The organism is Carnobacterium sp., from assembly GCF_045617425.1.
GTDB lineage: Bacteria > Bacillota > Bacilli > Lactobacillales > Carnobacteriaceae > Carnobacterium_B.
On record NZ_JAZLIO010000021.1, the window covers coordinates 15,716 to 42,231 of the forward strand.

General features: G+C 34.3%; 29 protein-coding genes. 5 read left to right on the plus strand and 24 right to left on the minus strand.

All coding sequences use genetic code 11. The features are described from left to right. Positions 1-80 precede the first annotated feature (80 nt). Entirely contained in the window at positions 81-1,514 is a 1,434-nt protein-coding gene (gndA, locus tag ACKI3H_RS10700) for an NADP-dependent phosphogluconate dehydrogenase (protein WP_407372230.1), read from the minus strand. Positions 1,515-1,855: 341 nt separating this feature from the next. Between gndA and ACKI3H_RS10705 the strand changes: the two genes are divergently transcribed. The 3 genes from ACKI3H_RS10705 to msrA all read left to right on the plus strand — a co-directional run bounded on the left by ACKI3H_RS10705 (position 1,856) and on the right by msrA (position 3,740). Next, positions 1,856-2,812 carry a magnesium transporter CorA family protein gene (locus ACKI3H_RS10705; RefSeq protein WP_407372231.1) on the plus strand — a complete coding sequence of 319 codons (957 nt, stop codon included), beginning with the start codon at positions 1,856-1,858 and terminating at the stop codon, positions 2,810-2,812. 73 nt (positions 2,813-2,885) lie between these two features. Continuing rightward, positions 2,886-3,017, plus strand: coding sequence for a DUF4044 domain-containing protein (locus ACKI3H_RS10710; protein ID WP_407372232.1), 132 nt, complete (start codon positions 2,886-2,888; stop codon positions 3,015-3,017). Positions 3,018-3,089: 72 nt separating this feature from the next. Beyond that, a complete protein-coding gene (gene msrA / locus ACKI3H_RS10715; protein WP_407372234.1) occupies positions 3,090-3,740 on the plus strand; it encodes a peptide-methionine (S)-S-oxide reductase MsrA in 651 nt (216 codons plus the stop codon). Positions 3,741-3,832: 92 nt separating this feature from the next. On the opposite strand, the gene recN is transcribed toward msrA, so the two are convergent. From recN to ACKI3H_RS10815, 20 genes are all read right to left on the minus strand, one after another. Beyond that, a complete protein-coding gene (gene recN, locus ACKI3H_RS10720; RefSeq protein ID WP_407372235.1) occupies positions 3,833-5,551 on the minus strand; it encodes a DNA repair protein RecN in 1,719 nt (572 codons plus the stop codon). 34 nt (positions 5,552-5,585) lie between these two features. Further along, positions 5,586-6,035 (minus strand): arginine repressor, encoded by a 450-nt coding sequence (gene argR, locus ACKI3H_RS10725; RefSeq protein ID WP_350451943.1) that lies wholly within the window; start codon positions 6,033-6,035, stop codon positions 5,586-5,588. A 161-nt stretch (positions 6,036-6,196) separates the two neighbouring features. Further along, positions 6,197-7,024: a TlyA family RNA methyltransferase gene (locus tag ACKI3H_RS10730; RefSeq protein ID WP_407372236.1), complete on the minus strand. Its 828-nt coding sequence runs from the start codon at positions 7,022-7,024 to the stop codon at positions 6,197-6,199. An 18-nt stretch (positions 7,025-7,042) separates the two neighbouring features. Further along, on the minus strand, positions 7,043-7,942 hold the full coding sequence (locus tag ACKI3H_RS10735) for a polyprenyl synthetase family protein (protein ID WP_407372237.1): 900 nt from the start codon (positions 7,940-7,942) through the stop codon (positions 7,043-7,045). Positions 7,943-7,957: 15 nt separating this feature from the next. Continuing rightward, positions 7,958-8,194 (minus strand): exodeoxyribonuclease VII small subunit, encoded by a 237-nt coding sequence (locus ACKI3H_RS10740; RefSeq protein WP_407372238.1) that lies wholly within the window; start codon positions 8,192-8,194, stop codon positions 7,958-7,960. After that, positions 8,191-9,531 carry an exodeoxyribonuclease VII large subunit gene (gene xseA, locus ACKI3H_RS10745; RefSeq protein WP_407372239.1) on the minus strand — a complete coding sequence of 447 codons (1,341 nt, stop codon included), beginning with the start codon at positions 9,529-9,531 and terminating at the stop codon, positions 8,191-8,193. The genes ACKI3H_RS10740 and xseA overlap by 4 nt, the downstream gene beginning before the upstream one ends. A 108-nt stretch (positions 9,532-9,639) precedes the next feature. Next, positions 9,640-10,512 carry a bifunctional methylenetetrahydrofolate dehydrogenase/methenyltetrahydrofolate cyclohydrolase FolD gene (gene folD / locus ACKI3H_RS10750; RefSeq protein ID WP_407372240.1) on the minus strand — a complete coding sequence of 291 codons (873 nt, stop codon included), beginning with the start codon at positions 10,510-10,512 and terminating at the stop codon, positions 9,640-9,642. Between the two features lie 151 nt (positions 10,513-10,663). After that, positions 10,664-11,107 carry a transcription antitermination factor NusB gene (nusB, locus tag ACKI3H_RS10755; RefSeq protein ID WP_407372241.1) on the minus strand — a complete coding sequence of 148 codons (444 nt, stop codon included), beginning with the start codon at positions 11,105-11,107 and terminating at the stop codon, positions 10,664-10,666. Then, on the minus strand, positions 11,107-11,532 hold the full coding sequence (locus tag ACKI3H_RS10760; protein WP_013710293.1) for an Asp23/Gls24 family envelope stress response protein: 426 nt from the start codon (positions 11,530-11,532) through the stop codon (positions 11,107-11,109). Before ACKI3H_RS10760 ends, nusB begins: the two co-directional genes overlap by 1 nt. A 46-nt stretch (positions 11,533-11,578) precedes the next feature. After that, positions 11,579-12,136, minus strand: coding sequence for an elongation factor P (gene efp, locus ACKI3H_RS10765; protein WP_013710292.1), 558 nt, complete (start codon positions 12,134-12,136; stop codon positions 11,579-11,581). Positions 12,137-12,228: 92 nt separating this feature from the next. After that, positions 12,229-13,293, minus strand: coding sequence for a M24 family metallopeptidase (locus tag ACKI3H_RS10770; RefSeq protein WP_407372296.1), 1,065 nt, complete (start codon positions 13,291-13,293; stop codon positions 12,229-12,231). Between the two features lie 138 nt (positions 13,294-13,431). After that, complete coding sequence (locus ACKI3H_RS10775) at positions 13,432-13,824, minus strand: hypothetical protein (RefSeq protein ID WP_407372244.1); 393 nt, start codon at positions 13,822-13,824, stop codon at positions 13,432-13,434. Next, entirely contained in the window at positions 13,817-14,323 is a 507-nt protein-coding gene (gene comGF, locus ACKI3H_RS10780) for a competence type IV pilus minor pilin ComGF (protein ID WP_407372245.1), read from the minus strand. Before comGF ends, ACKI3H_RS10775 begins: the two co-directional genes overlap by 8 nt. Further along, positions 14,268-14,618: a type II secretion system protein gene (locus ACKI3H_RS10785; RefSeq protein ID WP_407372246.1), complete on the minus strand. Its 351-nt coding sequence runs from the start codon at positions 14,616-14,618 to the stop codon at positions 14,268-14,270. The genes comGF and ACKI3H_RS10785 overlap by 56 nt, the downstream gene beginning before the upstream one ends. Beyond that, positions 14,596-15,033, minus strand: coding sequence for a competence type IV pilus minor pilin ComGD (gene comGD, locus ACKI3H_RS10790; protein ID WP_407372247.1), 438 nt, complete (start codon positions 15,031-15,033; stop codon positions 14,596-14,598). The genes ACKI3H_RS10785 and comGD overlap by 23 nt, the downstream gene beginning before the upstream one ends. Beyond that, positions 15,030-15,353: a competence type IV pilus major pilin ComGC gene (comGC, locus tag ACKI3H_RS10795; protein ID WP_407372248.1), complete on the minus strand. Its 324-nt coding sequence runs from the start codon at positions 15,351-15,353 to the stop codon at positions 15,030-15,032. The genes comGD and comGC overlap by 4 nt, the downstream gene beginning before the upstream one ends. Continuing rightward, positions 15,350-16,408 (minus strand): competence type IV pilus assembly protein ComGB, encoded by a 1,059-nt coding sequence (gene comGB, locus ACKI3H_RS10800; protein ID WP_407372249.1) that lies wholly within the window; start codon positions 16,406-16,408, stop codon positions 15,350-15,352. The genes comGC and comGB overlap by 4 nt, the downstream gene beginning before the upstream one ends. Next, positions 16,362-17,423, minus strand: a complete 1,062-nt coding sequence (gene comGA / locus ACKI3H_RS10805) for a competence type IV pilus ATPase ComGA (protein WP_407372297.1) — start codon at positions 17,421-17,423, stop codon at positions 16,362-16,364. The genes comGB and comGA overlap by 47 nt, the downstream gene beginning before the upstream one ends. 162 nt (positions 17,424-17,585) lie before the next feature. Further along, positions 17,586-18,311, minus strand: a complete 726-nt coding sequence (locus ACKI3H_RS10810) for a YebC/PmpR family DNA-binding transcriptional regulator (protein ID WP_035021796.1) — start codon at positions 18,309-18,311, stop codon at positions 17,586-17,588. A 103-nt stretch (positions 18,312-18,414) separates the two neighbouring features. After that, positions 18,415-18,945, minus strand: a complete 531-nt coding sequence (locus ACKI3H_RS10815) for a VanZ family protein (RefSeq protein ID WP_407372250.1) — start codon at positions 18,943-18,945, stop codon at positions 18,415-18,417. Between the two features lie 205 nt (positions 18,946-19,150). On the opposite strand from ACKI3H_RS10815, the gene ACKI3H_RS10820 reads away from it, so the two are divergent. Further along, positions 19,151-20,962, plus strand: a complete 1,812-nt coding sequence (locus ACKI3H_RS10820) for a M3 family oligoendopeptidase (protein WP_407372251.1) — start codon at positions 19,151-19,153, stop codon at positions 20,960-20,962. A gap of 49 nt (positions 20,963-21,011) precedes the next feature. Here the strand turns inward: ACKI3H_RS10820 and ACKI3H_RS10825 are convergent, their stop codons facing one another. Together ACKI3H_RS10825 and ACKI3H_RS10830 are read right to left on the minus strand one after the other, a co-directional pair. Then, positions 21,012-21,920, minus strand: a complete 909-nt coding sequence (locus ACKI3H_RS10825) for a diacylglycerol/lipid kinase family protein (protein ID WP_407372252.1) — start codon at positions 21,918-21,920, stop codon at positions 21,012-21,014. 222 nt (positions 21,921-22,142) lie between these two features. Next, positions 22,143-23,021, minus strand: coding sequence for a glucose 1-dehydrogenase (locus ACKI3H_RS10830; RefSeq protein WP_407372253.1), 879 nt, complete (start codon positions 23,019-23,021; stop codon positions 22,143-22,145). Positions 23,022-23,223: 202 nt separating this feature from the next. On the opposite strand from ACKI3H_RS10830, the gene ACKI3H_RS10835 reads away from it, so the two are divergent. Next, positions 23,224-24,903 carry a glycoside hydrolase family 13 protein gene (locus tag ACKI3H_RS10835; protein WP_407372254.1) on the plus strand — a complete coding sequence of 560 codons (1,680 nt, stop codon included), beginning with the start codon at positions 23,224-23,226 and terminating at the stop codon, positions 24,901-24,903. Positions 24,904-24,966: 63 nt separating this feature from the next. Here ACKI3H_RS10835 and ACKI3H_RS10840 read toward each other — a convergent pair whose 3' ends face one another. After that, entirely contained in the window at positions 24,967-26,406 is a 1,440-nt protein-coding gene (locus tag ACKI3H_RS10840; protein ID WP_407372255.1) for an NlpC/P60 family protein, read from the minus strand. Positions 26,407-26,516 lie beyond the last annotated feature (110 nt).

A 26,516-nucleotide genomic window follows, 5' to 3' on the forward strand; every position in this document is an offset into this window, starting at 1 on the left:
TCCATCATTTTTTCATATAAAAAGAGACTGAAAGTGTACTTTCAGTCTCTTTTAGGATCTATTTTAAGAAAAATAATGTCTTACAGTTGTTCTTCTCCTTCATTGCCATACCAGTCAAAGTGGAAAGTTCCAGCTTTATCTGTTCTTTCGTATGTGTGTGCTCCGAAATAATCACGTTGTGCTTGAATGATATTTGCAGGCAGATCAGCAGTACGATATGAATCATAATAAGCAATTGCTGAAGAGAACGTCGGGATTGGTACACCTGATTTCACAGCAATACCAATCACATCACGAACAGAGTCTTGGTAATTTTTAGTGATATCCATAAAGTAATCATCCAACATTAAGTTTTTAAGATCTGCTTTGCGTTCATAAGCATCTGTGATTTTTTGCAAGAAACGAGCACGAATGATGCACCCAGCACGGAAAATTTTAGCTATTTCACCGTATTGTAAATTCCAATCATACTCTTCACTAGCTGTACGCATTTGTGCAAATCCTTGCGCGTAACTCATGATTTTACTAAAGTATAAAGCTTGTCTAATTTTTTCAACTAATTCAGCTTTTTCGCCTTCAAATGAATATTTAGCAGGTTTTGGTAAAACTTTGCTTGCTTCAACACGTTCTTCTTTTAAAGCTGAAATATAACGTGCAAAAACAGATTCCGTAATCAATGGCAGTGGCACACCTAAATCTAATGCACTTTGAGATGTCCATTTACCAGTACCTTTATTGCCGGCACGGTCTAAAATAATATCAACCATTGGTTTACCTGTTTCAGGATCTTTTTTAGTTAAAGCTGTTGCTGTGATTTCAATTAAGAAACTATCTAATTCGCCTTTGTTCCATTCAGCAAATACTTCAGCGATTTCTTCGACTGTTAAACCTGCAACGTTACGCAACAAGTGATAAGATTCAGCAATTAACTGCATATCGCCATACTCAATACCATTATGAACCATTTTAACATAGTGTCCTGCTCCATTTGGTCCAATGTAAGTAACACAAGCTTCACCATCTTCAGCTACAGCAGCAATTTGTTCAAGGATAGGTGCAACAAGATCGTAAGCTTCTTTTTGCCCACCTGGCATAATAGCTGGTCCTTTAAGGGCACCTTCTTCTCCACCAGAAACACCGGTTCCAATAAAGTTCACACCAGATTCTGCTAGTTCTTCACTGCGACGAATCGTATCTTTAAAGAAGGTATTTCCTCCGTCAATCAATACGTCCCCTTCATCAAGATGTGGCAATAAAGATTGAATGGTTGCATCCGTTCCTTTACCTGCTTGTACCATTAACAAAATACGTCTTGGTTTTTCAAGAGAATCCACAAATTCTTCCACTGTGCGAGTCAAAACTAATTTCTTACCTGGATTTTCTGCAATAACTGCTTCTGTTTTAGATGTCGTACGGTTGTATACTGATACGGAATATCCTCTGCTTTCGATATTTAAAGCCAAATTTTTCCCCATAACAGCCATTCCAACTACACCAATTTGTTGCTTACTCATATTTATTTAAACTCCCTTCTCTTCAACCTCTATTTAACTAATATTATTTCTTTGTCCCTTACTATCCTAGCAAAAAAAGCGAGAAATGAAAAGTTGTTTCATATATTCTGTTAAGTTAATTTATTTTCCCCACTCAAGTTACAATCATTTTTTAAGTTGGAAATACGATTTATGCTCTTTTATCAAAAACTATTGTATCTTTTGAGTGAAACTGTATTTTTCCTTCTAATAAAAAATACTTTTCACCTTTTTTTATCCTGCTTAGTGTAAAATAGTCAGTAGAGTAGAGTTTATTTCTTAATCATATCTTCTATTAATCTTATTTTCAAGGAGCGTTTGCTATGATTCATTCTTATTATACAACAACCAACGGTGACGTTGTCCATGACACTGAGTTCACTCATGTGGAATGGCTACACTTATCTAATCCGACATCTGATGAAATCAATCGAGTGGTTAAACATTTTGGGTTCCCAAAAGACTACCTTTCTAGTGTATTGGATCCAGATGAGGTTTCAAGACATGAAAATTTAGAATTAGATGAAAGAGAGAGTTCTTCATTAGCAATGTTTCTTTATCCATTAAAAATATCAAGTAATCCAAATGATAGTGAGTATGTTACGAGACCTTTAGCTGTTATCATGACATCCAAAACGGTTATTACAGCTGCTGTTCATACACCTGAGTTTATTTCAAGGATGATTGAGAATAATCCGAATTTTCCAATATCTAGTTCAAATCAGGAGCGGTTTTTACTTGATATTGCTTGGCACATTTCTTCTGATTACATTATTTATTTAAAAGAAATAAATGCTAAAATCGAAAAATTAGAAGTCAACATTACAAAGACGTCTAAAAACCGACAATTATTTGTTTTAATGTCTCTACAAAAAAGTTTGGTTTATTTTAGTACTGCTATTGAAAGCAATCATCCGATTTTTAAACGTTTAAAAGCTATCGAGCGTTTCAATAAAGATAAAAATATTCTTTCTTTTTTACATGATGTTGTTATTGAAAATCAACAAGCTGAAGCAATGATTCGCCAATCTAATAAAATGTTAGAACAGATCAGTGCTATCTTTTCTTCTGTTATTTCAAATAATTTAAATAATATTATGAAAGTATTAACGTCCATTACCATTGTTTTGACCATCCCAAATATTATCGGAGCACTTTGGGGTATGAATGTGACACTCCCATTTGAAGACACTCCAGGTGCTTTTTGGATACTTTGCTTCATTAGTCTTGCAATATGTGGATTAACCGTTTGGATATTGAGAAAAAAAGATTATTTTTAATAGCCTATTGATTCTTTCTGCTTATTTGATGTAAACTATAAGAAATATCCATATGAAAGTGGGGGATTACCTCGTGGCTACAAAAAACAAAAAATCAGTCTCTAAAACACAACGTTTCACTAAAGTGTTTGTCTGGATCATGCTGATTGCAATGTTAGGTACAGTATTTCTAACTCTTATTTCCACACTAATGACTATGAATTAAAGCCCACCACATCAGTCGATTGAGTAAATCGGTTAATGTGGTTTTTTAATTTAAAATTTGGAGGCCACCAATATGACAAATTTTGATAGACAAGCGAATAATACTCAAACCGCTACCTTTAGTATGGGATGCTTTTGGGGGCCTGATAGTCGTTTTGGTCATCTTCCTGGCATCCTTCGAACACGTGTTGGTTACGCTGGTGGTACTTCCCCTAATCCTAACTATAGATCCATTGAGGATCACACGGAGACGCTAGAAATTGATTTTGATCCTGAGCTAATTAGTTATTCTGATATTTTGAATTTATTTTGGAACAGTCATGATGCTGTTAAAGACCGCAACTATAAAGGACGTCAATATCTTTCACTTTTGTTTTATCATAATTCCGAACAGCAAAAAATTGCTAATGAGGTCAAAAGTAAGTGGGAAAATAAATACAATAAGCGAATACAGACTGAACTTCTCCCATATACTCATTTTTATCGAGCAGAAGATCACCATCAAAAATATTTCATGAAACGTTATCCTAAGGCTCTTGAGAAAGTAAGCAACCTTTTCCCAACATATGCTGACTATGTTGATTCAACAATTGCAGCACGTTTGAACGGTTTTGTTCGAGAATACGGTCTTTTAATAGATATCAAAAAGGAACTTGAATTTTGGGGATTGAGTGACACTGAAAAACACATTTTAGAGAAACTACTTTCCAGTATTCGATGGTAAACTACTACTCTATACTTCTATACCCATTCTAAAAAAAGAATCCTGTAGACCTACGAACTTTTTAGTCCGTTGGTTTACAAGATTCTTTAATTTTAACTCATTTTCTTTTGTTTTTGTTTTTCTGTCTCAGCTAAAACAGTTAATTCTTTAGCATGTTCTAAAGTCAATTTTGTGATTTCAGTACCTGCTAACATACGCGCAATTTCTTCAATTTTTTCTAAAGATATTAAAGAATTGACATGCGTTTTTGTGCGATCATTTTCCACACTTTTTGAAATATATAAATGATTATCTGCCATCGCAGCTACTTGAGGCAAATGCGTAATGCAGAGAACTTGAGAATGAACAGCTACCATATAAATTTTATTTGCAATCGCTTGAGCAACTCGTCCGCTAACACCAGTATCTACTTCATCAAATATGATACTAGTGATGCCTTGAGATTTGGAGAAAATAGTTTTCATCGCTAGCATCATGCGAGACAATTCTCCTCCAGAAGCTACTCTAGCTAAAGGTTTTAACGGTTCCCCCATATTTGTAGCAATATAGAACTCTACCTCATCAAAGCCAGACTCATGCGCAATTTCACTCGTGAAATCTTGAATCGGTTTAAAAAATTGAACTTCAAAAACTACTTTTTCCATATACAATTCTTTTAACTGTTCATGAATGGCTTGTTCAATTTTTTTGGCTACTACTCTACGTTTTTCAGAAAGTTCGCTACCTCGCCTAATCAATTCTTTCGATAAACTGGATAACTCTTTTGTCATATTCGTCAGATGATTTTCACGATTCATAATTTGATTTAATTCTGCCACAATTTTTTCATAATATGCTTTGATTTCTGTAATAGAATCGCCATACTTACGTTTTAGTTGTTTGATGCTCTCTAATCTTTTTTCAATTTCATTAAGGCGATCCTCATCATATGCTGTTTGATCCATTTCTCTTAAGATATCACTTGCCGCTTCTTGAAGCTGAAAGTAACTACTTGAAATCGCTTCTGACAAGACTTTGTATTTTTCATCTATCTCTTCTAAAGAACTCATTTCAGTCATTGCATTTCCAATCAAGTCAATTCCATTAACTTCATCTCCTTGCAAAGCATCATAGCTCATCGATAGTGCAGACATAATTTTTTGATAATTAGCTAATAAATTTTTTTCTTCTAACAGCTCTTCTTCCTCACCGTCAAGGAGTTCAGCCATTTCAATTTCATTTGTTTGGTACTGAAGCATATCCAGTCGTTGAGCTAGTTCTTGTTCTCCATTTTGCCATTTATCAAAGGCTTTTTTAACTTTTTTATAGTCTGTATATGTTTCTTGATAATTCTTTTTTAACATTACCAATTTCTGATCGCCAAAATGATCTAACATGTTTAAATGACGTTCTGGATTCATCAATTCTTGATGTTCGTTTTGTCCATGAATATCAATAATTGATTCTCCAATTAAACGTAAAGTAGCAATCGTTACTAAACGACCGTTGATACGACAAACATTTTTACCACTACGATGAATGTCACGCTGAATAATCACACTATCTTCTTCGCTGTCAATATCATAGTCTTTTAGTAATTTATTAGTAGTGGAATTTCCTTCTAATGAAAATAACGCTTCTAGAACACATTTAGTTGCACCATGACGAATAAATTCACTGGATCCTCTTCCACCTGCAAGTAGCCCAACCGCATCAATAATAATCGACTTCCCTGCTCCTGTTTCTCCGGTTAAAACAGTCATACCACGATTAAAACTAAGATTCAAATCTTGTATGATTGCAAAATCCTTAATTGTTAATTCCTGAAGCACTGTTCAACACCTCCAATACTTCTTTCTTGATTGCTTAAATTAATTGTATAAAATGATTTTTCAACTGGAGTGCTTCTTCATTTGAACGACAAATAATCAGTACTGTATCATCTCCTGAGATAGCTCCAAAGACACTGTCAAAATTTGAAGTATCAATTAAACTGCCTAAAGCAAAAGCATTTCCAGGAATGGTTCGAATGAGCAGAAAACAATCTTGCGTATCCATAGAAACAAAAGCATCTTTAAATAAACGTTCCAACTTTTTCGATGTATCATATTGAATATCAGGCGGTAAACTATATTGATATCCTCCTGTTTGAGAGGGAACTTTAACTAATTGAAGTTCTTTAATATCACGCGAAATAGTTGCTTGTGTTACTTCTATACCCTTTTCTTCTAATATACGTACAAAGTCTTCTTGTTTTTCAATAACATTTTCTTTAATCAACTCTTGTAACAAATGATGACGTTCTCTCTTTTTCATGTTTCCACCTCATTTTCATAACCACTATTATTCATTTAATACTCCTATCATAGCGTACTTAATTCAGATAGAAAAGAAAAAATAAAAGAAATCAAAACAAAAAGCTCTAAACATTAAAAATAAAATACGAATGTACCAATTTTAGCTGGTACATTCGTTATTTATTTTTTTTCATTTTTTAATGTAGCGTACGCTTCTCTTAAAACTGATTCTATATCGACAGAATCAGCAAGATTACCTTTTATTTTGTCATTCCATTTTAAATGAGCTAAAAATTCAATGTTGCCTTCTCCACCTGTAATAGGAGAAAATGTCAAATTCAGTACATCGTATCCGATATTTGTTGCAAATGAAAGCATGTCTGTCAAAACTTGCTCATGAACTTGTTTATCGCTGACGATTCCTTTTTCACCAACATCTTCACGATGTGCCTCAAATTGAGGTTTGATCAAAGCCAATACATCTCCACCAGAAGCAATTATGTTCTTTAGCACAGGTAGAATGACACGTAAAGAAATAAATGAAACGTCAATAGAGGATAAATTAGGTATACCTTTTGAAAAATCTTCTAGCTTACAATATCTAAAGTTCGTTTGTTCCATTACTACGACTCTTGGATCTTGACGCAGTTTCCAGGCTAGCTGATTCGTTCCTACATCTAAAGCATAACTCAATTTAGCTCCGTGTTGTAAAGCAGCATCTGTAAATCCTCCAGTCGAAGAACCTATATCTAACATGATTTTGTCTTTAATCGTCACATCAAAAATATTCATCGCCTTTTCTAATTTAAACCCACCTCGACTGACATAACGAGAATGTTTTCCTTTTAACTGAAGTTTCGTATCAGAAGGAATTTTTTCTCCAGCAGTATCGATTCGCTCTTCTTTTTCTGTGTATACTTGACCAGCCATAATGATACTTTTAGCTTTTTCAATAGATTCCACCAGGCCTTGTTCGACTAAGAGGATATCTACTCGTTCTTTTTTCATGTGACGGTTCCCACCTTTTTAATCGATCACCAAAAGATCAATAATTTCTACCAATAAATTAATTTGAACCGGTCTACCTGAATCTTGACTAATTTGTTCAACAGTCAGTAAGTTTAATTTTGCAGCTGTTAGCTCTTGGTTCAAAGCTACTTTAGCTCCTTCAAGTGTTAACAAACCTGGATAAGTGCTCTTATTGTGTGCTGCATCCATTCCAGTGTTTTTGCCGATTTCTTCTACATTTCCGATTACATCCAAAATGTCATCGCGAATTTGATAAGCTAATCCGATATGCTCAGCATACCCCATCAATTGTTCTTCCACTTCTTTTGCTGCGTCAACAATCACACATGCGGCGTAAATAGGAAATTTTAACAACTCACCGGTCTTGTTCCGATGAATAAATTGTAATTCTTCCAAACTTAAGTCTTTCGTTTCACCTTGGATATCCGCCATTTGCCCCAAAATCATACCTTCAGGTCCTGCAGATTTTGCTAAAGCTAGAATTAATTTCACTTTTTTTTCTGATGAAGCATCTGATGCAGCAATAATTTCAAAAGCTTGTGTTAACAATGCATCACCAGCTAAAATTGCTGTATCTTCACCGTAAACAATATGACTTGTCGGTTTTCCTCTACGCAACTCATCATTATCCATAGCAGGTAAATCATCATGAATTAAAGAATACGTATGGATAAACTCTAAAGCAGCACTAACGGCATACCCTTTTCTACTATCGCCGCCCAACGATTCAATCGTTGCTAAAAGAAGTAAAGGTCGAATTCTTTTTCCACCAGCTTCTAAGGAATAAAACATAGCTTCGTGTAATGGTTCCTTTTCAGTTCCATTTTTCCCAATATATCCAAGCATTTCCTCTTCAAATGATGGTATCACATTATTTTTAAATGACTTTAAATTCATATCGACCCTCTTTTCTTAATTACTTTCACTTTCATCTTCAAATAACTTTTCTTTACCATTTTCATCAACTATTTTAGTTAATGTTTGTTCTGCATTTTGTAATGTTTCCTTACAAAATTTACTTAAACTAACGCCTTTTTGAAATTGATCCAACGCTTCTTCTAATGGAACATCTCCACGTTCTAAGTTTGTTACAATTTCTTCTAATTGCTGCATAGCTTCTTCAAATTTTAATTTCTTTGTTGTACTCATTTAGATTCCTCTTCTTTCTTTATCACTTTTGCCTCAAAACTTCCTTTGTGCAAATGAATGTGTATCTTGTCTTCTACTTCAACTTGCTTACTATCTTTAATAACTTTTCCATCTTTCGTTGCATAACTGTAGCCGCGATTCATAATTTTTAAAGGGCTTAAATAATCCAGCGATTGAACAGCATATTGAAAACGTTTAGTCTGATTTTCCATATACCATTCCATTTGAGTCGTCAATTGCCTATTCATCACGCTTAAATCACTATGCTTTTGTTTGACTAACTGTGTTGGATTTTGAGCATTTAACTGAAGCATATGAACATTAAGGTCGTTTTTTAACTGTTGATTTTTTTCTTCCATTGCTCGAACAAGCCTTTCAGTCAACAAATCTAACTTTTGAGCATATCCTTCATATAAACGCTGCGGTTGATTAAAAATATAAGAATTTAACTGACTCGTTAGCCGTTGATTTAATATTTCTACTTTTCGAGCATAGCTTTGAACAAGTCGCAATTTTAGTTGTTCAATTTTGATCAATTCATCAGACAACAAAGGAACAGAAATTTCTGCTGCTGCAGTTGGAGTTGCAGTACGCACATCTGCCACTAAATCAGCAATGGTCGTATCTGTTTCATGCCCTACAGAAGAAATAATCGGTGTTTGTGCTTCAAATATCGCACGTGCAACTTTTTCCTCATTGAAAGGCCACAGATCTTCAATCGATCCTCCTCCACGTGCAATAATCATTGTGTCAAAATTACCTTTTTCTTCTACCATGCGGATACTTGATACAATTGCATCTGCCGCTTTATTTCCTTGTACAAGAGTAGGATAAATAACCAATTGAACAATAGGAAATCTTCTCTTTATTGTAGTCATAATATCCCTTATGACGGCACCACTTGGGCTCGTTACTACTGCAATTCGTTTAGGAAACGTGGGGATTAGTTGTTTTGGTGCATCAAAAAGTCCTTCATTTTTTAATTTTTTCTTCATCTCTTCTAAAGCTTGATATAGAGCGCCAACTCCATCTGGCTCCATATGTTCAATCGTTATTTGATAATTTCCGCTTGCCTCATATAACGAGATTCGTCCAATAACCAATACTTTCATTCCTTCTTCAGGAGTGAATTTAAGTTTTTGGAAAGCTGCTTTAAACATGATTGCAGAAATCTTAGCATGGTCATCTTTTAAACTAAAGTATTGATGAGCATTTGCCCTATTTCGAAAGTTAGAAATTTCTCCTGTCAAATAGATTCGTTCTAAATAAGGATCCCGTTCAAATTTTCGTTTAATGTATTTAGTCAATGCGGTGACCGTCAAGTAATCATTTGACAATATATTCACTCCTCTTAGCAGCATTGCATAAATTGAAAACAGCTCTTTAATTGTTGTTTTTATTTATCGTTAAATCTGGCTTATTCTCAGCCTTTTTAAGAACGAAGCTTATGCTTTATCTTTTTTTGGTAATGCTCCAATTTTTTTTGCACTTTCAATCGTTTGATAAAGCAACATAGTAATAGTCATGGGTCCTACACCTTTAGGAACTGGAGTTAAATATCCTGCAACTTCAGCTACTTCATCACTTTTAACATCACCAATCAATTTCCCATTTTTATCACGGTTCATTCCTACATCAATTACTGCAGCACCTGGTTTGATAAACTCTTTTGTAACAAAATGTCCTCTTCCAATTGCTACAACTAAAATATCAGCTGTACGGGCTAATGCAGCTAGATTCTTGGTTCTAGAATGAGCAACAGTTACCGTAGCATTCTTCATCATTAAAAGTTGAGCCATCGGTTTTCCAACGATATTGCTACGCCCTATCATTACTGCTGTTTTGCCCTCAATTTCTACTTGGTATCGTTCCAACAGTTTTATAATGCCATAAGGTGTACACGGTATTTTGTCTGGTTTCCCTATTAGTAATTTCCCCATATTTATAGGATGGAAACCATCCACATCTTTTACCGAATCAATTGCATTTACTACTTTATCTGAATCGATTTGTTTTGGTAATGGCAACTGCACTAATATACCATGAAAGGCTGGGTCTTCATTATAGTGATTGACTTCATTTAGTAATTCTTCTTCTGTTATATCTACTGGATAGTGTTTAATGAGTGAATGAAATCCTAATGTTTTTGCACGTTTTTCTTTGTTCTTTACATACGTTTGACTTGCAGGATTTTCACCAACTAATAATACAACTAAACCAGGAGTAATTCCTTTTTCCTTGAGTTGATTGACATCATTTTGCATCTCAATCGTCATTTCATCGGCCAATATTTTACCACTCATGATTGTTGCGCTCATAAAGAATCCCATCCTTTTCATCTCACTTGAAGTAACTAAACTTTACCCTATCTATCTTATCATAAGAATTAGATCAGATATACCCTCAAATCTGTCTCGTAAAACTTTTTATATAGTGTACTTAAGCAAAAAAAAGCAGTGAAAACAAAGCTTATTCAGCTTCATCTTCACTGTTCTCATTTACTATGTTTGCTAAAACACCATTAACAAATTTTCTGGATTTTTCATCACTGTACTTTTTGGTAATTTCTAGTGCTTCATTCAATGCAACTCTGTCTGGTACATCTGAAACATACATCATCTCAAAGATTGCAATTCGAATAATCATTAAATCTGTTTTAGCCAAACGATTTAGGGACCAATTCTCTAAGTGAGCTTTGATTTTTTCATCGATCTCATCTTGTTTTCCCATTACACCTGATACAAGTAAATCTAAATAACTTGGTATCAGAACTGTTTCAACTTCATCAGCTAACTCATCTTCACTAGTCAACGCTTGTTGCATAGCTTCTTCTTTAGATAAATCTTCATTAGCAGAAAGTTGAAAAAGCGATTGTAAGGCTTTTTCTCTAATATCACGTCGTGTTAAACTCACTATTCGTCACCATCTTCTTCTTGATCAAGATCTAATAATTCTTGTAATTCTGTTTTTTCTGGGACAATTCCTACAATATGAACATTTACTTCAGCTAATGTTATATCTGTCATTTGTAACAATTGTTCTCTTACTTTTTCTTGGATTTCTAAAGCAACTTTTGGTACCGATACGCCATAAATAAAGTAGCAATAAATGTCTACTTTCAAGCCATCTTCATCAGATGTTAAATGGACACCTTTTTTGTGGTCTACTCGACCAAATAATTCAGAAACACCAGAAGCAAGTTTTCCTTGCATTGCATAGACTCCATCTACTTTGTTTGCAGCAATACCAGAAATCACTTCAATTACTTCAGGAGCTACTTCAATTTCTCCAAGTGTACCTTTAGTATCATTTATTGCAACTGTCGATTCTTCAGCCATTTGGCAAACCTCCTATATTTACTAATTTCATTTTAAATTCAATTGATTATGCACGAGAAACGTAAGAACCGTCTTGAGTATTAACAATTAACACATCATCCACATTGATGAAGAAAGGGACATTTACGGATGTTCCAGTTTCTAAAATTGCTGGTTTTGTTCCACCTGAAGAAGTATCCCCACGAATACCAGGTTCAGTTTCAGCTACACGCAATTGGACTGTATTTGGCAATTCAACACCTAATACTTCTGTATCATACATTAAAATATGAACTTCCATATTTTCTTTCAAATATTTTAATTCCTCAACAATAGAATCACCTGGTATTTCGATTTGTTCATATGACTCATTATCCATAAATACATATGCGCCAGCACTTTCATATAAATATTGCATTTTTTTATTATCGATTTGAGCTTTTTTAACTTTTTCTCCTGCACGGAAAGTTTTTTCTTGTACTGCACCAGAACGCAAATTTTTAAGTTTTGAACGTACAAAAGCAGCACCTTTACCTGGTTTTACATGTTGAAAATCAACAACACGCCAAATTGAACCGTCTACTTCGATTGTTAATCCTGTTTTAAAATCATTTACTGAAATCATTTAATTTCCTCCTATGAGTCCGTTCCTATTTTTCTGTATAAGTGTATCATTTTTTCAGTGTTCTGCCTAATAAATTGTCGATTTAAATCACGTTATAATATGATAAGTTCTTTTGAAGAGTGCGTAATGACTTCATTTCCGTTTTTAGTAATTACTAAATCGTCTTCAATTCTTACTCCTCCAAAGCCTGGCAAATAAATTCCAGGTTCGTTGGTAATGACATTCCCAGGTACAAATCGTTTTTCTGCTAATTTAGAAACGTTTGGTCCTTCATGAATTTCTAATCCAATACCATGTCCTGTTGAATGGCCAAAAGCTTCACCATACCCATATTTAGCAATATGATCGCGGGCAACAGCATCTAATTGAACACCAGTCATTCCCGGTTTAGCTGCATCAATCACTTTCAATTGTGCTTCTAATGTAATAGCATAAATTTCTTTCAACTTTTCATTTGGTTCACCTACTGCAATTGTTCTCGTCATATCCGAAACATAGCCTTCATAGTAACAACCAAAATCCATTGTTACAAAATCGCCTGTTTCAATCTTCTTATGACTTGCTACTCCGTGAGGCATAGCTGAACGAACACCGCTAGCCACAATCGTGTCAAATGAAACTCCAGTTGCACCTAAACCGCGCATATGAAAATCTAATAGATTAGCTACTTCAATTTCGGTCATTCCAGGTTTGATTTCTCCTAGAATATACTTGAATGCTGCATCAGAAATAGAACAGGCTTTTTTGATGATTTCAATTTCCGTTTCACTTTTGATTTCTCTCAGTTCTTCAATCAATCCTTTTATGGGGATTAATTCGCCTGAAATAATTTGTTCTAGTAATTCAAATGTACTAAACGTAACGAAATCCTGTTCAAAACCTAATTTTTCAATTTTATTTTCGTCTACTAATCGTGCTACCTCATTAAAAATTGGCCCAACATTAGTAACGATTTCAAATCCTATAGCTTGAGTTGCTACTTGTTCAGTATATCTAAAATCCGTTACAAAATAAGCTTTATCCAATGTAATCAAGCTTAAACCTGTTGTACCTGTAAAGTTTGAAATATAGCGTAAATTATAAGGACTAGTTACTAACAATGCATCAATTCCTCTTTTTTTCATGCCTTCACGTAATTTAATTAATTTAGTCACTATTCCTCACTCCTTCTCTTATATGTATCTGATCTATTGGTTGAATTAGCCGTTTCTATTCAAATAGTATATCAAATACGACCACAAAAAGAAATAACCTCATCTAAGCTTCCAATGAAGTTACTTCGCTTTCTTTTATAGTTACTTTTCAAGTGATGAAGCTTGGTTTGATTCTTTTTCTTCTTTGACCTTTAGTTCTTCAGTTGTCTGTGGAGTTAATTCAACTTCTAGCTGTTTTGAAAATACATCTTTAAAAGTTCCATTTAAGATAAATACGTTTGCCTCTTTTCGTTGAATAGTCACTATTCCATTAGGAAATGTAACGATCCCTTTTTGAATTTCTTTATCTAACTCATACTGACGATTAAGTTCTATCTTAGATAAAATCAGCATACTTTCTACTTCATAATAGTGTTTCGTCATTCTTAACTGATTCATTTGATTCTCAAAAACTCTATTCGTACCTAAAATCATGATGCTCATTAACAAAAGAAATACCATTACAGATGGCAATATCGCGCCTTTTTCATTCACCTTGAATCCCCTCTACATTACGTTCAATACCTAGTTGTGCATGATAAGTCTCTTGATTTGAAAAAGTTACTATTATCTCTAAAAATGAATTTTTTTGAACAAAGTTAATCGATTTTACTTTCATCAACATAGGATGATGTCCTCCCGATCCCGTTCGACGTCTAACTAAATTATCATATTTTTCATAGTAAACCATTTCTTTAAATCGACCTTCTTCATCCAGCAATTTAAACTGCAATTCATTAGGTTTTGTATTGACCAAAATGAGTCCTTCTAAAGTATATTCAAATTGATTTAAGAACATGTGCCATTCAAGCTGCCGATCTTCAAAAGTCTGTTTACGAATCGTTTTGTATTGAGTTGTGACAACATTTAAGAGAGCAATACAGAGGACTAAGATAAATAACGCTACTAATGCTTCTATCAATGTAAATCCTTTTTGATCAAGGGTGGGACGTTTGAAACGAGCGGACTTCAATGAAAATTTCTTCGTTTTCATAGTTTATCCGTACTCCTTTTAGACTACTGTTTATCAGTGGATTGATAGTAAAAAACTTTCCTCCTGTTTTCCAAGTAGTATCTATTGCTTGGTTCTGTTCGATTTTTTGTATTTGTTCATACTGGATACGGTGCATTTCAACGGCTGTTTTTTCTGCGTCTACTTTTTTTAGCATACCTACAATGAATGGTATATAACTAGCGATGCATAAACTCACTAAAGAAAAAGCTACTAAACTTTCAATCAATAAATACCCTTTTTGATTTAGTTTCTTACTGCCATTTATATCGTCCACTCCCTAACTGAAAAGTCATTGTGTGTCTTTGCTTATTGATAAAAAAAACCAGCGTATCAAAATTTCTTAAGTTCCCAGTATAGCCATTAAAATAATACGTTTTATACGTAGGGGTCGTAATCGTTTCTGGTAAATAAATTAGTTTATTCAATATGTTTTTCTCATCTCCAATAACTTTAAATTGAACTGTTTTATATTGAGAAGACACCGTCATCATGGTTACTTGTCCAGACAAAACAGCATAATTTTGAATAGCTGTCATCTGACTTTGAAATTCTTCAATAAAAAGCTGATTGTCTAATTGGTTTTTAGTTTCATTGGTATAGATTGTTGGAATCAGTACTAAAACAGCTGCAACGAATAAAACAAGAAGCATCTCAAAAAGTATCATCCCTTTTTCGTTTAAGGGATTCATTCTTTTTTACTTAAACTTACGACACCATTTGTAATAATAATCGATTTTGCAGTAGCTTGTTTCACTTGTTTAGCAGATAAATAGCCTTGCTGTTGTAATGAATTTAAAGAAACTGCTTCTTGTTGACCATCTAATTCATAAAGTTCTACTTGTGTTTGGATAACCGTCACTAAGGCTTCTGTTCCTTGAACGTCAATAGAATCTTTTTGTTTTACTATATTTGGAACGATAAGGAGCATCAATACTGAAATAATAAATAAAACCATTACCATTTCAATAAGCGTAAATCCTTTTTGATTCAGTATTTTTTTCTTCTTCATAAAATTCCCTCCATCATTGAGAACGTTGGCAATAATAAAGCTAAGTAAACACACATAATAAAAAAAGCAATAATTAAAAAAATAATCGGTTGAATGTAACCAAGTAATGTTTGGATTTGCCCTGTTAATCTTAATTGACAATCTTGGGCATACACAGCTAATTCGATTCCTAATCGACTAGTCGCTTCGCCATGCATGATGATAAAACCTAATTCACGATTAAAAAAAGTAAAACTGCTCATCGATTCTTTAAAATCTCGACCTGCTCTCAGCTCCTTTTCCATCTTAAAAGCTACTTCTTGCATCAATTGAGTTGTTTCCTTTGTCTGCATTAATTCAATAATTTTATTCATTTGATGACCACTCTTTAATAATTGGCTCCATTCATAACTAAATAAATTGGTATAGTAGAGTCGTAATAGTGTCGAGAAAATTGGAATTTTCATAAATAAAACGGTGCGTTGTAGCGCAGTTCGTTTTCCCAATTGGTGACGAATCACTAAAATCATTAGACAAACAACCACTGTAAAAATACCTAAAAGTGTCGGGAAATGATAAATAAATCCTATTGAAAATGCATTAATAATAGAACCCTGATTCGCCTTCATTTGTTCGTAATTGGGTAGTATCATAAAGCGAATAGCCATTAAAATACCAATCATAAAAAGCAATAAAAAAATAGGATACTGTAACAATTTCTTTAATTGGCTTCTCTGCTTCTCCTTTTCTTCTAAGTAGTTCCCACTAGCTGTCAATGCTTCTGTCAGATTTCCATGGATAAAGGATAAATAAATTTGAGAAGAGATTCGTTCAGAAAAACCATGTTTTTTTAAACTATTGTCAAACCGTTCTCCATTTTCTAGTTCTTCAAGAATCGATTGAATCCATTGAACTTCTTTTGGTAAAATCATTTTCAAAAATAACAATGCCTCTTTTAAAGAGAACCCTTCTGTCATCAGTGCAGAAAGTTTATTTAAAAATGCTGCCTGTACAGCTATTGATTTCTTTTTAAGGAATCTGGAATTGAATATAGTTTTTTTCACTAACATAGCCATATGCGTACGCCTTTCTTAGTAATAAGTTAAAAGACCTTGTTTGCTTTTCTTGGATTTCTTCTTCTGAGTGTGTCTGAGCGAGAAATTGTTTGAGTTCTTTTTCCGATAAAACGTCATATAAAACCGCTCTTTTTTCATATAGATTGTTGTGTGCGCATCCAGGGTCGCAGTCTCCCTTACAAAATGGGCAATATTTTGGGATCAATTTTTGAAATACTACACCGAGCAACGTTTGTTTTAGTTGTTCTTGTGTTACACCTAGTTCTAACAGACGAGAAACAACCCCTACAGCATTCTTAGCATGAACGCTTGCAATAATCAGATGTCCGGTTAACGCCCCTCTAATAACCATTTTTGCTGTTTCTTCATCTCTTATTTCACCAATAATAATGGTATCCGGATGATGACGTAAACTAGACTTTAAAAGGGACTCATAAGTAATTCCAGCTTTTTCATTCACTTGTGTTTGTAAAAAAAACGGTTCTTCAATTTCTACTGGGTCTTCAACCGTGATGACTTGTTGCTTACTTATCAAATAGCTCTCACGAACAAGTTGATACATCGTCGTTGTTTTTCCTGATCCAACTGGTCCGGAAAAAATCAGCAACCCACTATTAAACTGAGCCAATTGCTCGATCACTTCTACTTCCTTTTTAAAATAGGTTGTTTTCAATAATGATAAATGAGCAGCTGGATTTAAAATTCTGATTACCATTGATTCTTGAGCACGAAAATTTGTGATCGTTGAAAATCTTAAAGCTGTAGGTTTTCCATTCATTAGCAATTGTGAAGCTCCGCTTTGAGGTTTTCTTCGCTCACCTACATCCATATTGGATAAATATTTAAAATAAGAGATAACCCGTTTTCCGTTTTCTTCGGGTACACTGTTCCAAAAACTCATTTTTCCACCAATTCGAAAATACAAACTGTAATGATCTTCCTCAGGTAAAACATGAATGTCACTAGTTCCTATTTCTTTAGCTTTTACAATAATATATTGAGCAAACTCTTCCATTTCCACTTTTGTTCCTCCTTCCCCTTTAGTTCTTTTAATGCTCTTAGTTTAAATGTATGTAAAGGACAAAGAATTTCGTTATTCTTTCTACTGCTTTATATACAAAGAAATCCGTGCCTTTCTATAATTGCTAGAAAGGCACGGATTTCTTTTAAGTTATTATTATAATTCAGCGTTGTGGAAGACCTCTGATACGTCATCGTCTTCTTCAAGTTTGTCAATCATTTGATTAAATAAAGCTTTTTTATCTTCTGGCAATTGAACCGTTGTTTGTGGAATCATCGTTACTTCAGCTTGCGCTAATGTATAGCCTTCTTTTTCTAAAGCGTCTCGCACATCTGGTAAATCAGAGGGATCAGTATAAATTTCAAATACTTCATCTGATGTTTCCATTTCATCTCCACCAGCCTCTAAAACGCTCATTAGCATCGTATCTTCATCGACATCTAATCCTTCACGTTCGATTGCGATATACCCTTTGCGATCGAACATATAACTAACAGAACCTTTTTCACCTAATGAACCGCCATTTTTATTAAAAGCTACACGAATATTTGTTCCAGTACGGTTTAAATTATCTGTTAACGTATGCACCAGAACAGCAGTTCCTTTTGGTCCATAACCTTCATAGATAACTTCATCATAATTTTCATTTTCACCTGTTGCGCTACCTTTTTTTATGGCACGTTCAACATTATCATTTGGCATATTATTAGACTTAGCCTTGTCCATCACCATACGTAATGAAGGATTTGTGTTTGGATCAGGCCCACCACTTTTTACAGCCATGTATATTTCTCTTGATATTTTTTGAAATATTTTTCCGCGTTTTGCATCTTGAGCATTTTTACGCCCTTGGATATTACTCCATTTTGAATGTCCTGACACTCCAAACTCCCCATTTCATAGTATAAGTGTATTAAGCTAGAATAATTAGCCTTACTTATTTTATCAAAAATCCCATTATAGAGCAACTATACATCTGTATTCGTTACCGCTTGAATTTTTTAACGGATCGTTTTGCATATTTCTTTTTAGAAATAAACAAAAAAAATGCCAAAGCTAAAAGAATGCTTGTGATGGCACCAGTTGAGTCTAAAACAACATCTTCCATCAATGGTGTTCGATCTGGCGTAATACTTTGATGGAATTCATCAAATGCGGCATACCCAGATGCTAATAACCAAGCTACAAAGGCTGCTAATCCAATATTCGTCATTTTATTTTTTAATCCTAAAAACCAGCACAATCCTAATAAAAAATAAATTCCATAATGAGCTAATTTTCGAATAAAAAATTCCACAAATGAACTGTATCCTTGGGCAGCAATGCTCACTTCACTACCTGCATAATTAAATTGGATATGGCTTAATAGGTCTTTCAATGGTTCTTTAGCTAATACGGTATCCAATACACCTGTTAACGATTGTTCACCGTATGGCTGAGAAGAACTATAAAATAATCCACCCATAATTATCAATGCAAGTGCAATAAAAAGATTATCCTTTAAAGTAGATTGCATCCTTATTTTCCTTCTTTCTAATTTTTTTTACTGTTTCATCCATCATCACGTTGGCTGTTTCTATTTTACATGAACTGAAATTGATTTTGGTAGTTATTTTCAAGTCGCTTTATAAAAATTGGCTCCTGTAACTTATTGTTGGTTTCAAAACTACTACAAACTAGAGTATAATAAATGTATTCAGAACTCGAAAGGATGTTACGATATGAAATATAGTATGACATGGGATCTTGAATCTATTTTCCCAGGAGGCAGCAACTCACCTCAATTAAAAGAAAAGTTAAATACCATTCGAGGTCAGTTAGATGAATTCACTCATCTAGTTACTCACTGGGACACAGAAAAAGACCATCCAAAGTTTAAAAGTTTTGCTGATATTTTACTAATTCAAGAAGAACTATCAAAAGGCCTTTCGCAAGTTTTCACCTTTATAGAAGCAGTTCAATCTGCAGATGTATCTGATAAACAAGCAGGAGCTATTTTAGGCCAAATTTTCGAATTAAATAGTGCTTTTAGTACTCTTCAAACCATTTTAACCAAAAAAATGGTTTCCATGCCAGATGATAAATGGAATGAATTAATTGACTTGCCTGCTTTCAAAGCGATTGATTTCAGTCTAAATGAAACACGTACACAAGGAAAAGACTTATTAAGCGAAGCTGAAGAAACCTTGATCAATGCCCTATCTATCGATGGATTTCAAGGATGGAGCGACCATTACGATTCATTGGTCGCAACAATTGAAATTCCTTTTGAAGACAGCCAAGGAAAAACTACTCTTTTATCTGCAGGACAGGCTTACAATAAAATGAATACCGACCCTGATCCAGCCGTTCGTGAGCAATTATTCAGAAAATGGGAAAAAACATGGGGAAGTATGTCTCCTTTATTTAGCGACACGTTAAATCATCTAGCAGGGTTTCGCTTAGCTGATTATAAAGCTCATGGTGTGAAAGATTTCTTGAAACGTCCATTAGAATACAATCGGATGAAACAAGAAACATTAGATACAATGTGGAAAGCAGTTAGCGAGCAGAAACAACCCTTTATTGATTATTTAAATCGGAAAGCTCACTTACTCGGAAAAGGCAAGTTATCTTGGCAGGATACGGAAGCACCCGTAATCATTGGGGATGCAACAGCTAAAGTCTACCCATATGACGTTGGAGCTGATTTTATTGTTGAAAATTTTAGGAAATTCAGTGGGAAGATGGCTGACTTTGCTCAATATGCTTTTGATCATAACTGGATTGAAGCAGAAGACCGCGCTGGAAAAAGACCAGGTGGTTACTGTTCAGAATTACCGGAAAGTAAAGAATCTCGTATTTTCATGACATACGCTGAATCGCCTAGCGAAGTCTCGACTTTAGCCCACGAATTGGGTCATGCTTTTCATAGCCACGTAATGACTGATTTGCCAACACTTAACCAGCACTATGCCATGAATGTTGCTGAAACAGCGAGTACTTTTGCAGAAATGATTGTAGCTGACGCCACCGTTAAAGAAGCTGCTTCAAAAGAAGAAAAAATTACCTTATTGGATACTAAAATACAAAATGCCTTAGCTATGTTTTTAAACATCCATGCTCGCTTCTTATTTGAAACCAGTTTTTATAATGAACGTCAAAATGGAATTGTTACAGATGAACGTCTCAGTGAATTGATGGAAGAGGCACAAAAAGAAGCTTACCAAGATTCATTAAGTGAATATCATCCTCATTTTTGGGCTAGTAAACTTCACTTCTTCATTGCTGACGTTCCTTTTTATAATTTCCCGTATACTTTTGGTTACTTATTTAGTTTAGGAATTTATGCTCGTTCATTAGAAGAAGGATCTGGTTTTGAAGATAAATACATCGCACTATTAAGGGATACAGCTTCTATGTCTACTGAGGACCTAGCTATGAAACATCTAGCTGTAGACTTAACAAAACCTGATTTCTGGGAAGCTGGTATTGCCATCATGAAAACTGACGTCTCTACTTTTATGGAATTAACAAAAGAGTACATTAAATAATAGTAAAGAACTACGACAATCGTTTAAATGATTGTCATAGTTCTTTTTTTTATTCTTCTTTTGTATCCCTTGGAACAAAAATAGTAATGTGACTAGGTAGAACTTGAACATTAAGAGGAAGCTTGTCTCCTTCATCACCATCAATATTGCTTATCACTTGATTATCTTCTTCAGAAACAGAGATCTTTCCTGATTTAAATTCTTTATACAATGTTTCATTTGCATCAATCGCATTTCCTGAGACTATTTTGGGAACTAATTTAAGCTTGTCCATCAACGTTTTGCCTTTTAATACGATTAAATGCAAGTAACCATCGTCAATTTTTGCATGAGGCAGCATTTTTTCAAATCCTCCTACAGAATTCGTCAATGCAATAAGTACTAAACTAGATTCTTGTTCATAGACCTCATCGTCTAATTCTAATTTAAATGTATAACTTTGACCATCACTTAATGCCTTTGCACCTTCAATAAAATAAGCTAATGAACCTAATCTTGTTTTTTGGTCCGCACCTACGTTTTTAACAGCTTCAGGAATTTTCCCAATGGCAATGACATCTACAAAATAAGAATCATTTACTTTGCCAATATCTAGTTTTTTTGTGATTGCATCTGGCAGTATTCGAATGGCAGTTGCTGGGTCAAGTGGAATACCCAGTGCACGACCTAAATCATTAACTGTACCTAAAGGGATAATTCCCAATTTTGGACGATACTCTTCTTCAGCTAGACCACTTATACTTTCATTTACAGTACCATCACCGCCCATAACAAAAACCGCTTCCACTCTTTCTTTAGACGCAGATTTGGCAAATGCTTCAGCATCCCCGCCTTTTTCTGTTTCCTTTAGTACAACTTCATCATATAATCGTTCTAATGTTTCTAAAGCGAGCTTAGAATATTCCTTTCCTTTTTCTCCCCCAGAAGAAGGATTTACGATCAATACAGCTTTTTTCATTTTCCATCAACCTTTCCTACTTCTAAATAAGACTTGTTTTTTTATATAGTTAGTTTAACTTATGGTCAATACTATTGCTACAAAAAGGCATTTTTAGGTTACTGAAAAAGCAGAACACAAGGATAATAAATGCCTTGTGCTCTGCTTTTTTTTATTTAACTATAGGATAATCATTCTATTTGTTAAACCTATTCTAACTCTTACCTTTACCGTATGCTGATTTTAACCATTCACAACTGTTCCTCCATTTACGTGTAGAACTTGTCCGCTAACATAGCTAGAATCTTCACTAGCTAAGTAAACATAGGTAGGTGCAAGTTCATATGCTTCACCTGCTCGTTTCATTGGAACAGATGCTCCAAATTCTTCTTTATCATCGTTTGGTGTAGTTGCCGGAATTAAAGGAGTCCAAATTGGACCTGGAGCTACTGCGTTGACACGAACTTTCTTATCAATGATTTCTTGATTTTGTGAAAGCGAACGAGTAAAGGCTACTATAGCACCTTTAGTAGATGAATAATCTAATAAACCTGGTGAACCTTGATAAGCCGTTACAGAAGTCGTATTAATAATTTTTCCATTTTCATTCATATGAGGCAATGCTGCTTTTACAAAATAAAACATTGAAAAAATGTTGGTACGGAAAGTACGATCCAACTGTGCAGCAGTAATTTCGGTAATCGATTTACGCGTATGTTGTTCGGCAGCGTTATTCACCAAAATATCTATACTGCCATATTCCGCTATCGTTTTTTTAATTACTTCTTGTGCAAACGATTCGTCACCAACGTCCCCTGTGAACCAAAGAACTTTACCACGGATTTCTTCAATCCGTTTTCTTAAATTCTCAGCATCTTCTTTATTTTCGTAATCTGTTACAACAACATCTGCCCCTTCTTTGGCAAATGCAATGGCAACAGCTGCTCCAATACCGCTGTCTGCTCCAGTTACAATAGCTACTTTCCCTTCCAATTTACCAGCAGGTTTGTAATCAGGCGACTCGTTTTTTGGAACCGGACTCATTTCTTTATTTGCATCTTCTTGTCGATAATCTTCTTTTGGAGCCTGAGTTTCGATGATTTCTTTTTCTCGTTCTGTCATTGATGCTCACCATCCTTAATAAAATTTTATCCATATTTAGTTTAACAATAATTTATTTTCTAATCGAATATAATGCACTCATTTTATTATTTTTCAGCTTTGTTCTTTTTAACAAGCATGTTAATAGATTATTATAGAATCATTCGCTAAAATTAAATTATTCTATTAAATTTAACCCTATTCACTATTGGAGGACTTATGTATGACTAAAATGAAATGGTGGCAAAAAGCAATCATCTATCAAATTTACCCAAGAAGTTTCCAAGATTCTAACGGAGATGGTATTGGTGACATAAAAGGAGCTTTAAAACAGCTTGATTACGTGCAATCTTTAGGAGTAAATACAGTATGGGTAAATCCAAATATGCTGTCTCCTCAAGAAGACAATGGTTATGACGTATCTGACTACTATGCAATTGATCCGTTATTTGGTACAAAAGAACAATCTGAAACATTCGTTAAAGAAGTTCATAATCGTGGAATGAAGCTTATCTATGACTTTCCATTAAATCATACTTCTACTGAGCATTATTGGTTTAAAGAGGCCATCAAAGGTCCAGAGAATCCTTATCGTGATTATTATATATGGGCAGACGCTCCTGATGATAGAGACTATCCAAATAATTGGTATTCTGATGATAAAGAACCTTCTTGGACAAAAGAACCGAATGGAAATCAATTTTATCTGCATCTTTACAAAGATAGCATGGCTGACCTCAACTGGGCTAATCCTAAAGTAAGAAAAGAAATGATGAATATTGGGAAATTTTGGATTGAAAATGGCATTGATGGCTTTCGTTTAGATGCAGTCTTATTTATTGATAAAAAAGAAGGATTGCCTGATGATTCAAATGCAGCTAAAGATGGAGAAGGTTCCGGTAAATCCGTCAATGAACATGGACCCAACATAACTAAATACCTTGAGGAATTCAGTAATGAACTAAGAAAATACAATGAAGAACTTTTAGTTATTGGCGAAGCACCAACTGCTGGAGCCGATTTAGCATTAGACTATATCGGCTCTGAAAAAGATATGATGGATAATGTCATTTCCTTCACTTATTTTCCTGAAATAGAAAAATTAAAAGACCCTTCATTACCTTCTGATATTCAAATCGGGAAACTGGATAAAGAAAAATTTAAATTTGAAATGAATAATTGGCAATCAAAACTAGCTGCGCGCGGCGGTCCTATCCTTTACTGGAATAATCATGATATGCCTAGAGCAGTTTCTAGATTTGGCGATATAAAACAATATAGAGATAACAGCAGCAAAATGTTAGCTACTTTAATGTATCTTCAAAAAGGGATTCCTATTATTTATTATGGAGAAGAAATTGGTATGAAAAATAGTTATTTTGATAATTTTGATGATTTTGAAATTCCTGGAAAGGATAAGATTATTGAAAAGGCTAAAGAAAAAGGATATTCAGAAGATGAAATAAAGCAGCATTTCAATGCTAGAGCTAAAAATATTAGCCGCGGAATTATGCAGTGGGATAATTCAAGTTTTTCTGGTTTTTCTACAGTTAAACCTTGGATAAAATCGAATACAGAAGAAAAATACAATGTGAACGATCAAAATTCTGAGCCGAATAGCATTCTAAATTATTATCGTCAATTAATCTCTCTAAAAAAGGAAGTTTTATTTGTCGAAGGATCTTTTCAATTGAAACCTACCAAAGATTCCTTGTACATCTACGAAAGAACGTATGGAGAACAAAAAGCACTGATTTATTGTAATTTTTCTGATAAAGCAGAAAATGTACAAATAATTGATGATTTGCAAGAATGGACTATTATTCTTGCAAATGAAGGGAATAGTTTATCTGGAACACATTTACACTTAGCACCCTTTGGAACCGTTGTTTTTAGAAATTAAATTATTTAGTTGATAAAAAAAGAATTTCCTTGTCAATTTGACAAGGAAATTCTTTTTTATCTTTTAGTAACGTCCATATCCTACAAGTTTAGGTCCCCAATAAGAAGAGCTAACTGAAGTATAAGCAACGCCTGTACTACTTTGTGATCCAATAAATTGGCCATTTCCAACATAAATTCCTACATGAGTGATTGATCCGCCACTACTAAAGAAAACTAAATCTCCAGGTTGTGGATTTGACACTTTAGTAGAAGATGCATATTGTGCAGCTGCTGTACGTGGCAAAGAAATTCCAATTTTTGCAAATACATAAGAAGTAAAACCAGAACAGTCAAAACCATTGGTGGTTGTTCCACCCCATAAATATGGTGTGCCCATCACACTAGTTGCATGTGGTTGCAATTTTGACCAAGATGTACCACCACTTGTAGACGGTGCTGGCGTTGTTGGTTTAGGAGCCTCAGGTGTTTTTACTGGTGCCTTAGTCTCTGTTTTTACTGGTGCACTTGTTTCAGTTTTTGCTGGTGTTTTTGTTTTTGCTGGCGCTTTTGTTGTAGTAGGTGCATTATCAACTTTTTTTGCGGTCTCTGTTGGAGTAGAAGCTACCACTTCACTTTCTTCTAGTGCTTGAGTTTCTTCAACAGTCTCACTTGATTCTGCAACTACCACTTCTTCATTTTCAGAAGTTTCTTCTACAATTGGTTCTTCTGTTTGTTCTGCTTCATAACTTGTCAATACAGCTAACTCTGCTGCTTCTTGGGCAGCAGTATATTCTGCTACTTGATTTTCAGCTTCTGCCTTTTGAGCGATGTATTTATCTTTATCTGATTGTGCACTCGCTGTTTCAATTGCTAATTGAGAAACCACAACTTCTTTTTCTAATAATTGTTGTTCCATTTCAGCTTTTGCATTTTCAAGTTGAGCTGCAAGGGCATTTTGTTGAACAATCGATTGTTCCGTTTTCTCTTTCTTTTCTACTACTGATTCTTTATCATCTGCTTGTGCTTGAACAAGATCTTTGTTTGCTTTTACTAAATCAGTGACTACATCTACTCGTCCAATCACATCAGACATCGAATCAGCTTCAATAACAAATTCTATGTAGTTTTTTGTGTCTCCATTTACTTGTACTGTACGAGCTTGATCTTCAAGTTGTTCACTACGTTGTGCAATTTTTTCCTCAAGAGCTTTAATTTCATTTTCAAGTGTTGTTTTTTCTTTTTGAGATGATTCAATTTCTGCTAATAATGAATCAGTTTTATCTTTGTTTGAATCAATTGAATTAGTAATAGCTGCTAATTCTGCTTCTGTTTCACTTGATTGATTTTGTAGAGCATCAACTTTTTGTTGAGCTGCTTCAATTGCTTCTTGTGTTTGGGTTACTTGTTGTTCAGATTCAGTAAGTTTATTTGTAGTAGTTTCAGCGCTAACGGCAGTTGGTAATATAAGAGAACTAAAGGTCATGGTTCCTAAGATTGCGATAGTTACTAGTTTTTTATTCACGTTTTTTACCCCTCCAAATTACAATTTGATTAAAAGTCTTTTTTTATCGATTTCTTAACGGACTTCAGTATAGCATAATCTATGTGATAGAATCGTATCGTTTATATTAC

Excerpts from the sequence above, each read along its gene's own strand:
- ACKI3H_RS10730 (WP_407372236.1), bottom strand. The coding sequence starts at position 7,024 with ATGAAAAAAGAACGAGTAGATATCCTCTTAGTCGAACAAGGCCTGGTG.
- comGC (WP_407372248.1), bottom strand. The coding sequence starts at position 15,353 with ATGAAGAAGAAAAAAATACTGAATCAAAAAGGATTTACGCTTATTGAA.
- comGF (WP_407372245.1), bottom strand. The coding sequence starts at position 14,323 with ATGAAAACGAAGAAATTTTCATTGAAGTCCGCTCGTTTCAAACGTCCC.
- ACKI3H_RS10825 (WP_407372252.1), bottom strand. The coding sequence starts at position 21,920 with ATGAAAAAAGCTGTATTGATCGTAAATCCTTCTTCTGGGGGAGAAAAA.
- msrA (WP_407372234.1), top strand. The coding sequence starts at position 3,090 with ATGACAAATTTTGATAGACAAGCGAATAATACTCAAACCGCTACCTTT.
- ACKI3H_RS10830 (WP_407372253.1), bottom strand. The coding sequence starts at position 23,021 with ATGACAGAACGAGAAAAAGAAATCATCGAAACTCAGGCTCCAAAAGAA.
- comGD (WP_407372247.1), bottom strand. The coding sequence starts at position 15,033 with ATGAATCCCTTAAACGAAAAAGGGATGATACTTTTTGAGATGCTTCTT.
- efp (WP_013710292.1), bottom strand. The coding sequence starts at position 12,136 with ATGATTTCAGTAAATGATTTTAAAACAGGATTAACAATCGAAGTAGAC.
- folD (WP_407372240.1), bottom strand. The coding sequence starts at position 10,512 with ATGAGCGCAACAATCATGAGTGGTAAAATATTGGCCGATGAAATGACG.
- argR (WP_350451943.1), bottom strand. The coding sequence starts at position 6,035 with ATGAAAAAGAGAGAACGTCATCATTTGTTACAAGAGTTGATTAAAGAA.
- ACKI3H_RS10820 (WP_407372251.1), top strand. The coding sequence starts at position 19,151 with ATGAAATATAGTATGACATGGGATCTTGAATCTATTTTCCCAGGAGGC.
- ACKI3H_RS10835 (WP_407372254.1), top strand. The coding sequence starts at position 23,224 with ATGACTAAAATGAAATGGTGGCAAAAAGCAATCATCTATCAAATTTAC.
- ACKI3H_RS10815 (WP_407372250.1), bottom strand. The coding sequence starts at position 18,945 with ATGCAATCTACTTTAAAGGATAATCTTTTTATTGCACTTGCATTGATA.
- comGB (WP_407372249.1), bottom strand. The coding sequence starts at position 16,408 with ATGGCTATGTTAGTGAAAAAAACTATATTCAATTCCAGATTCCTTAAA.
- ACKI3H_RS10740 (WP_407372238.1), bottom strand. The coding sequence starts at position 8,194 with ATGAGTACAACAAAGAAATTAAAATTTGAAGAAGCTATGCAGCAATTA.
- ACKI3H_RS10735 (WP_407372237.1), bottom strand. The coding sequence starts at position 7,942 with ATGAATTTAAAGTCATTTAAAAATAATGTGATACCATCATTTGAAGAG.
- gndA (WP_407372230.1), bottom strand. The coding sequence starts at position 1,514 with ATGAGTAAGCAACAAATTGGTGTAGTTGGAATGGCTGTTATGGGGAAA.
- ACKI3H_RS10760 (WP_013710293.1), bottom strand. The coding sequence starts at position 11,532 with ATGGCTGAAGAATCGACAGTTGCAATAAATGATACTAAAGGTACACTT.
- ACKI3H_RS10705 (WP_407372231.1), top strand. The coding sequence starts at position 1,856 with ATGATTCATTCTTATTATACAACAACCAACGGTGACGTTGTCCATGAC.
- comGA (WP_407372297.1), bottom strand. The coding sequence starts at position 17,423 with ATGGAAGAGTTTGCTCAATATATTATTGTAAAAGCTAAAGAAATAGGA.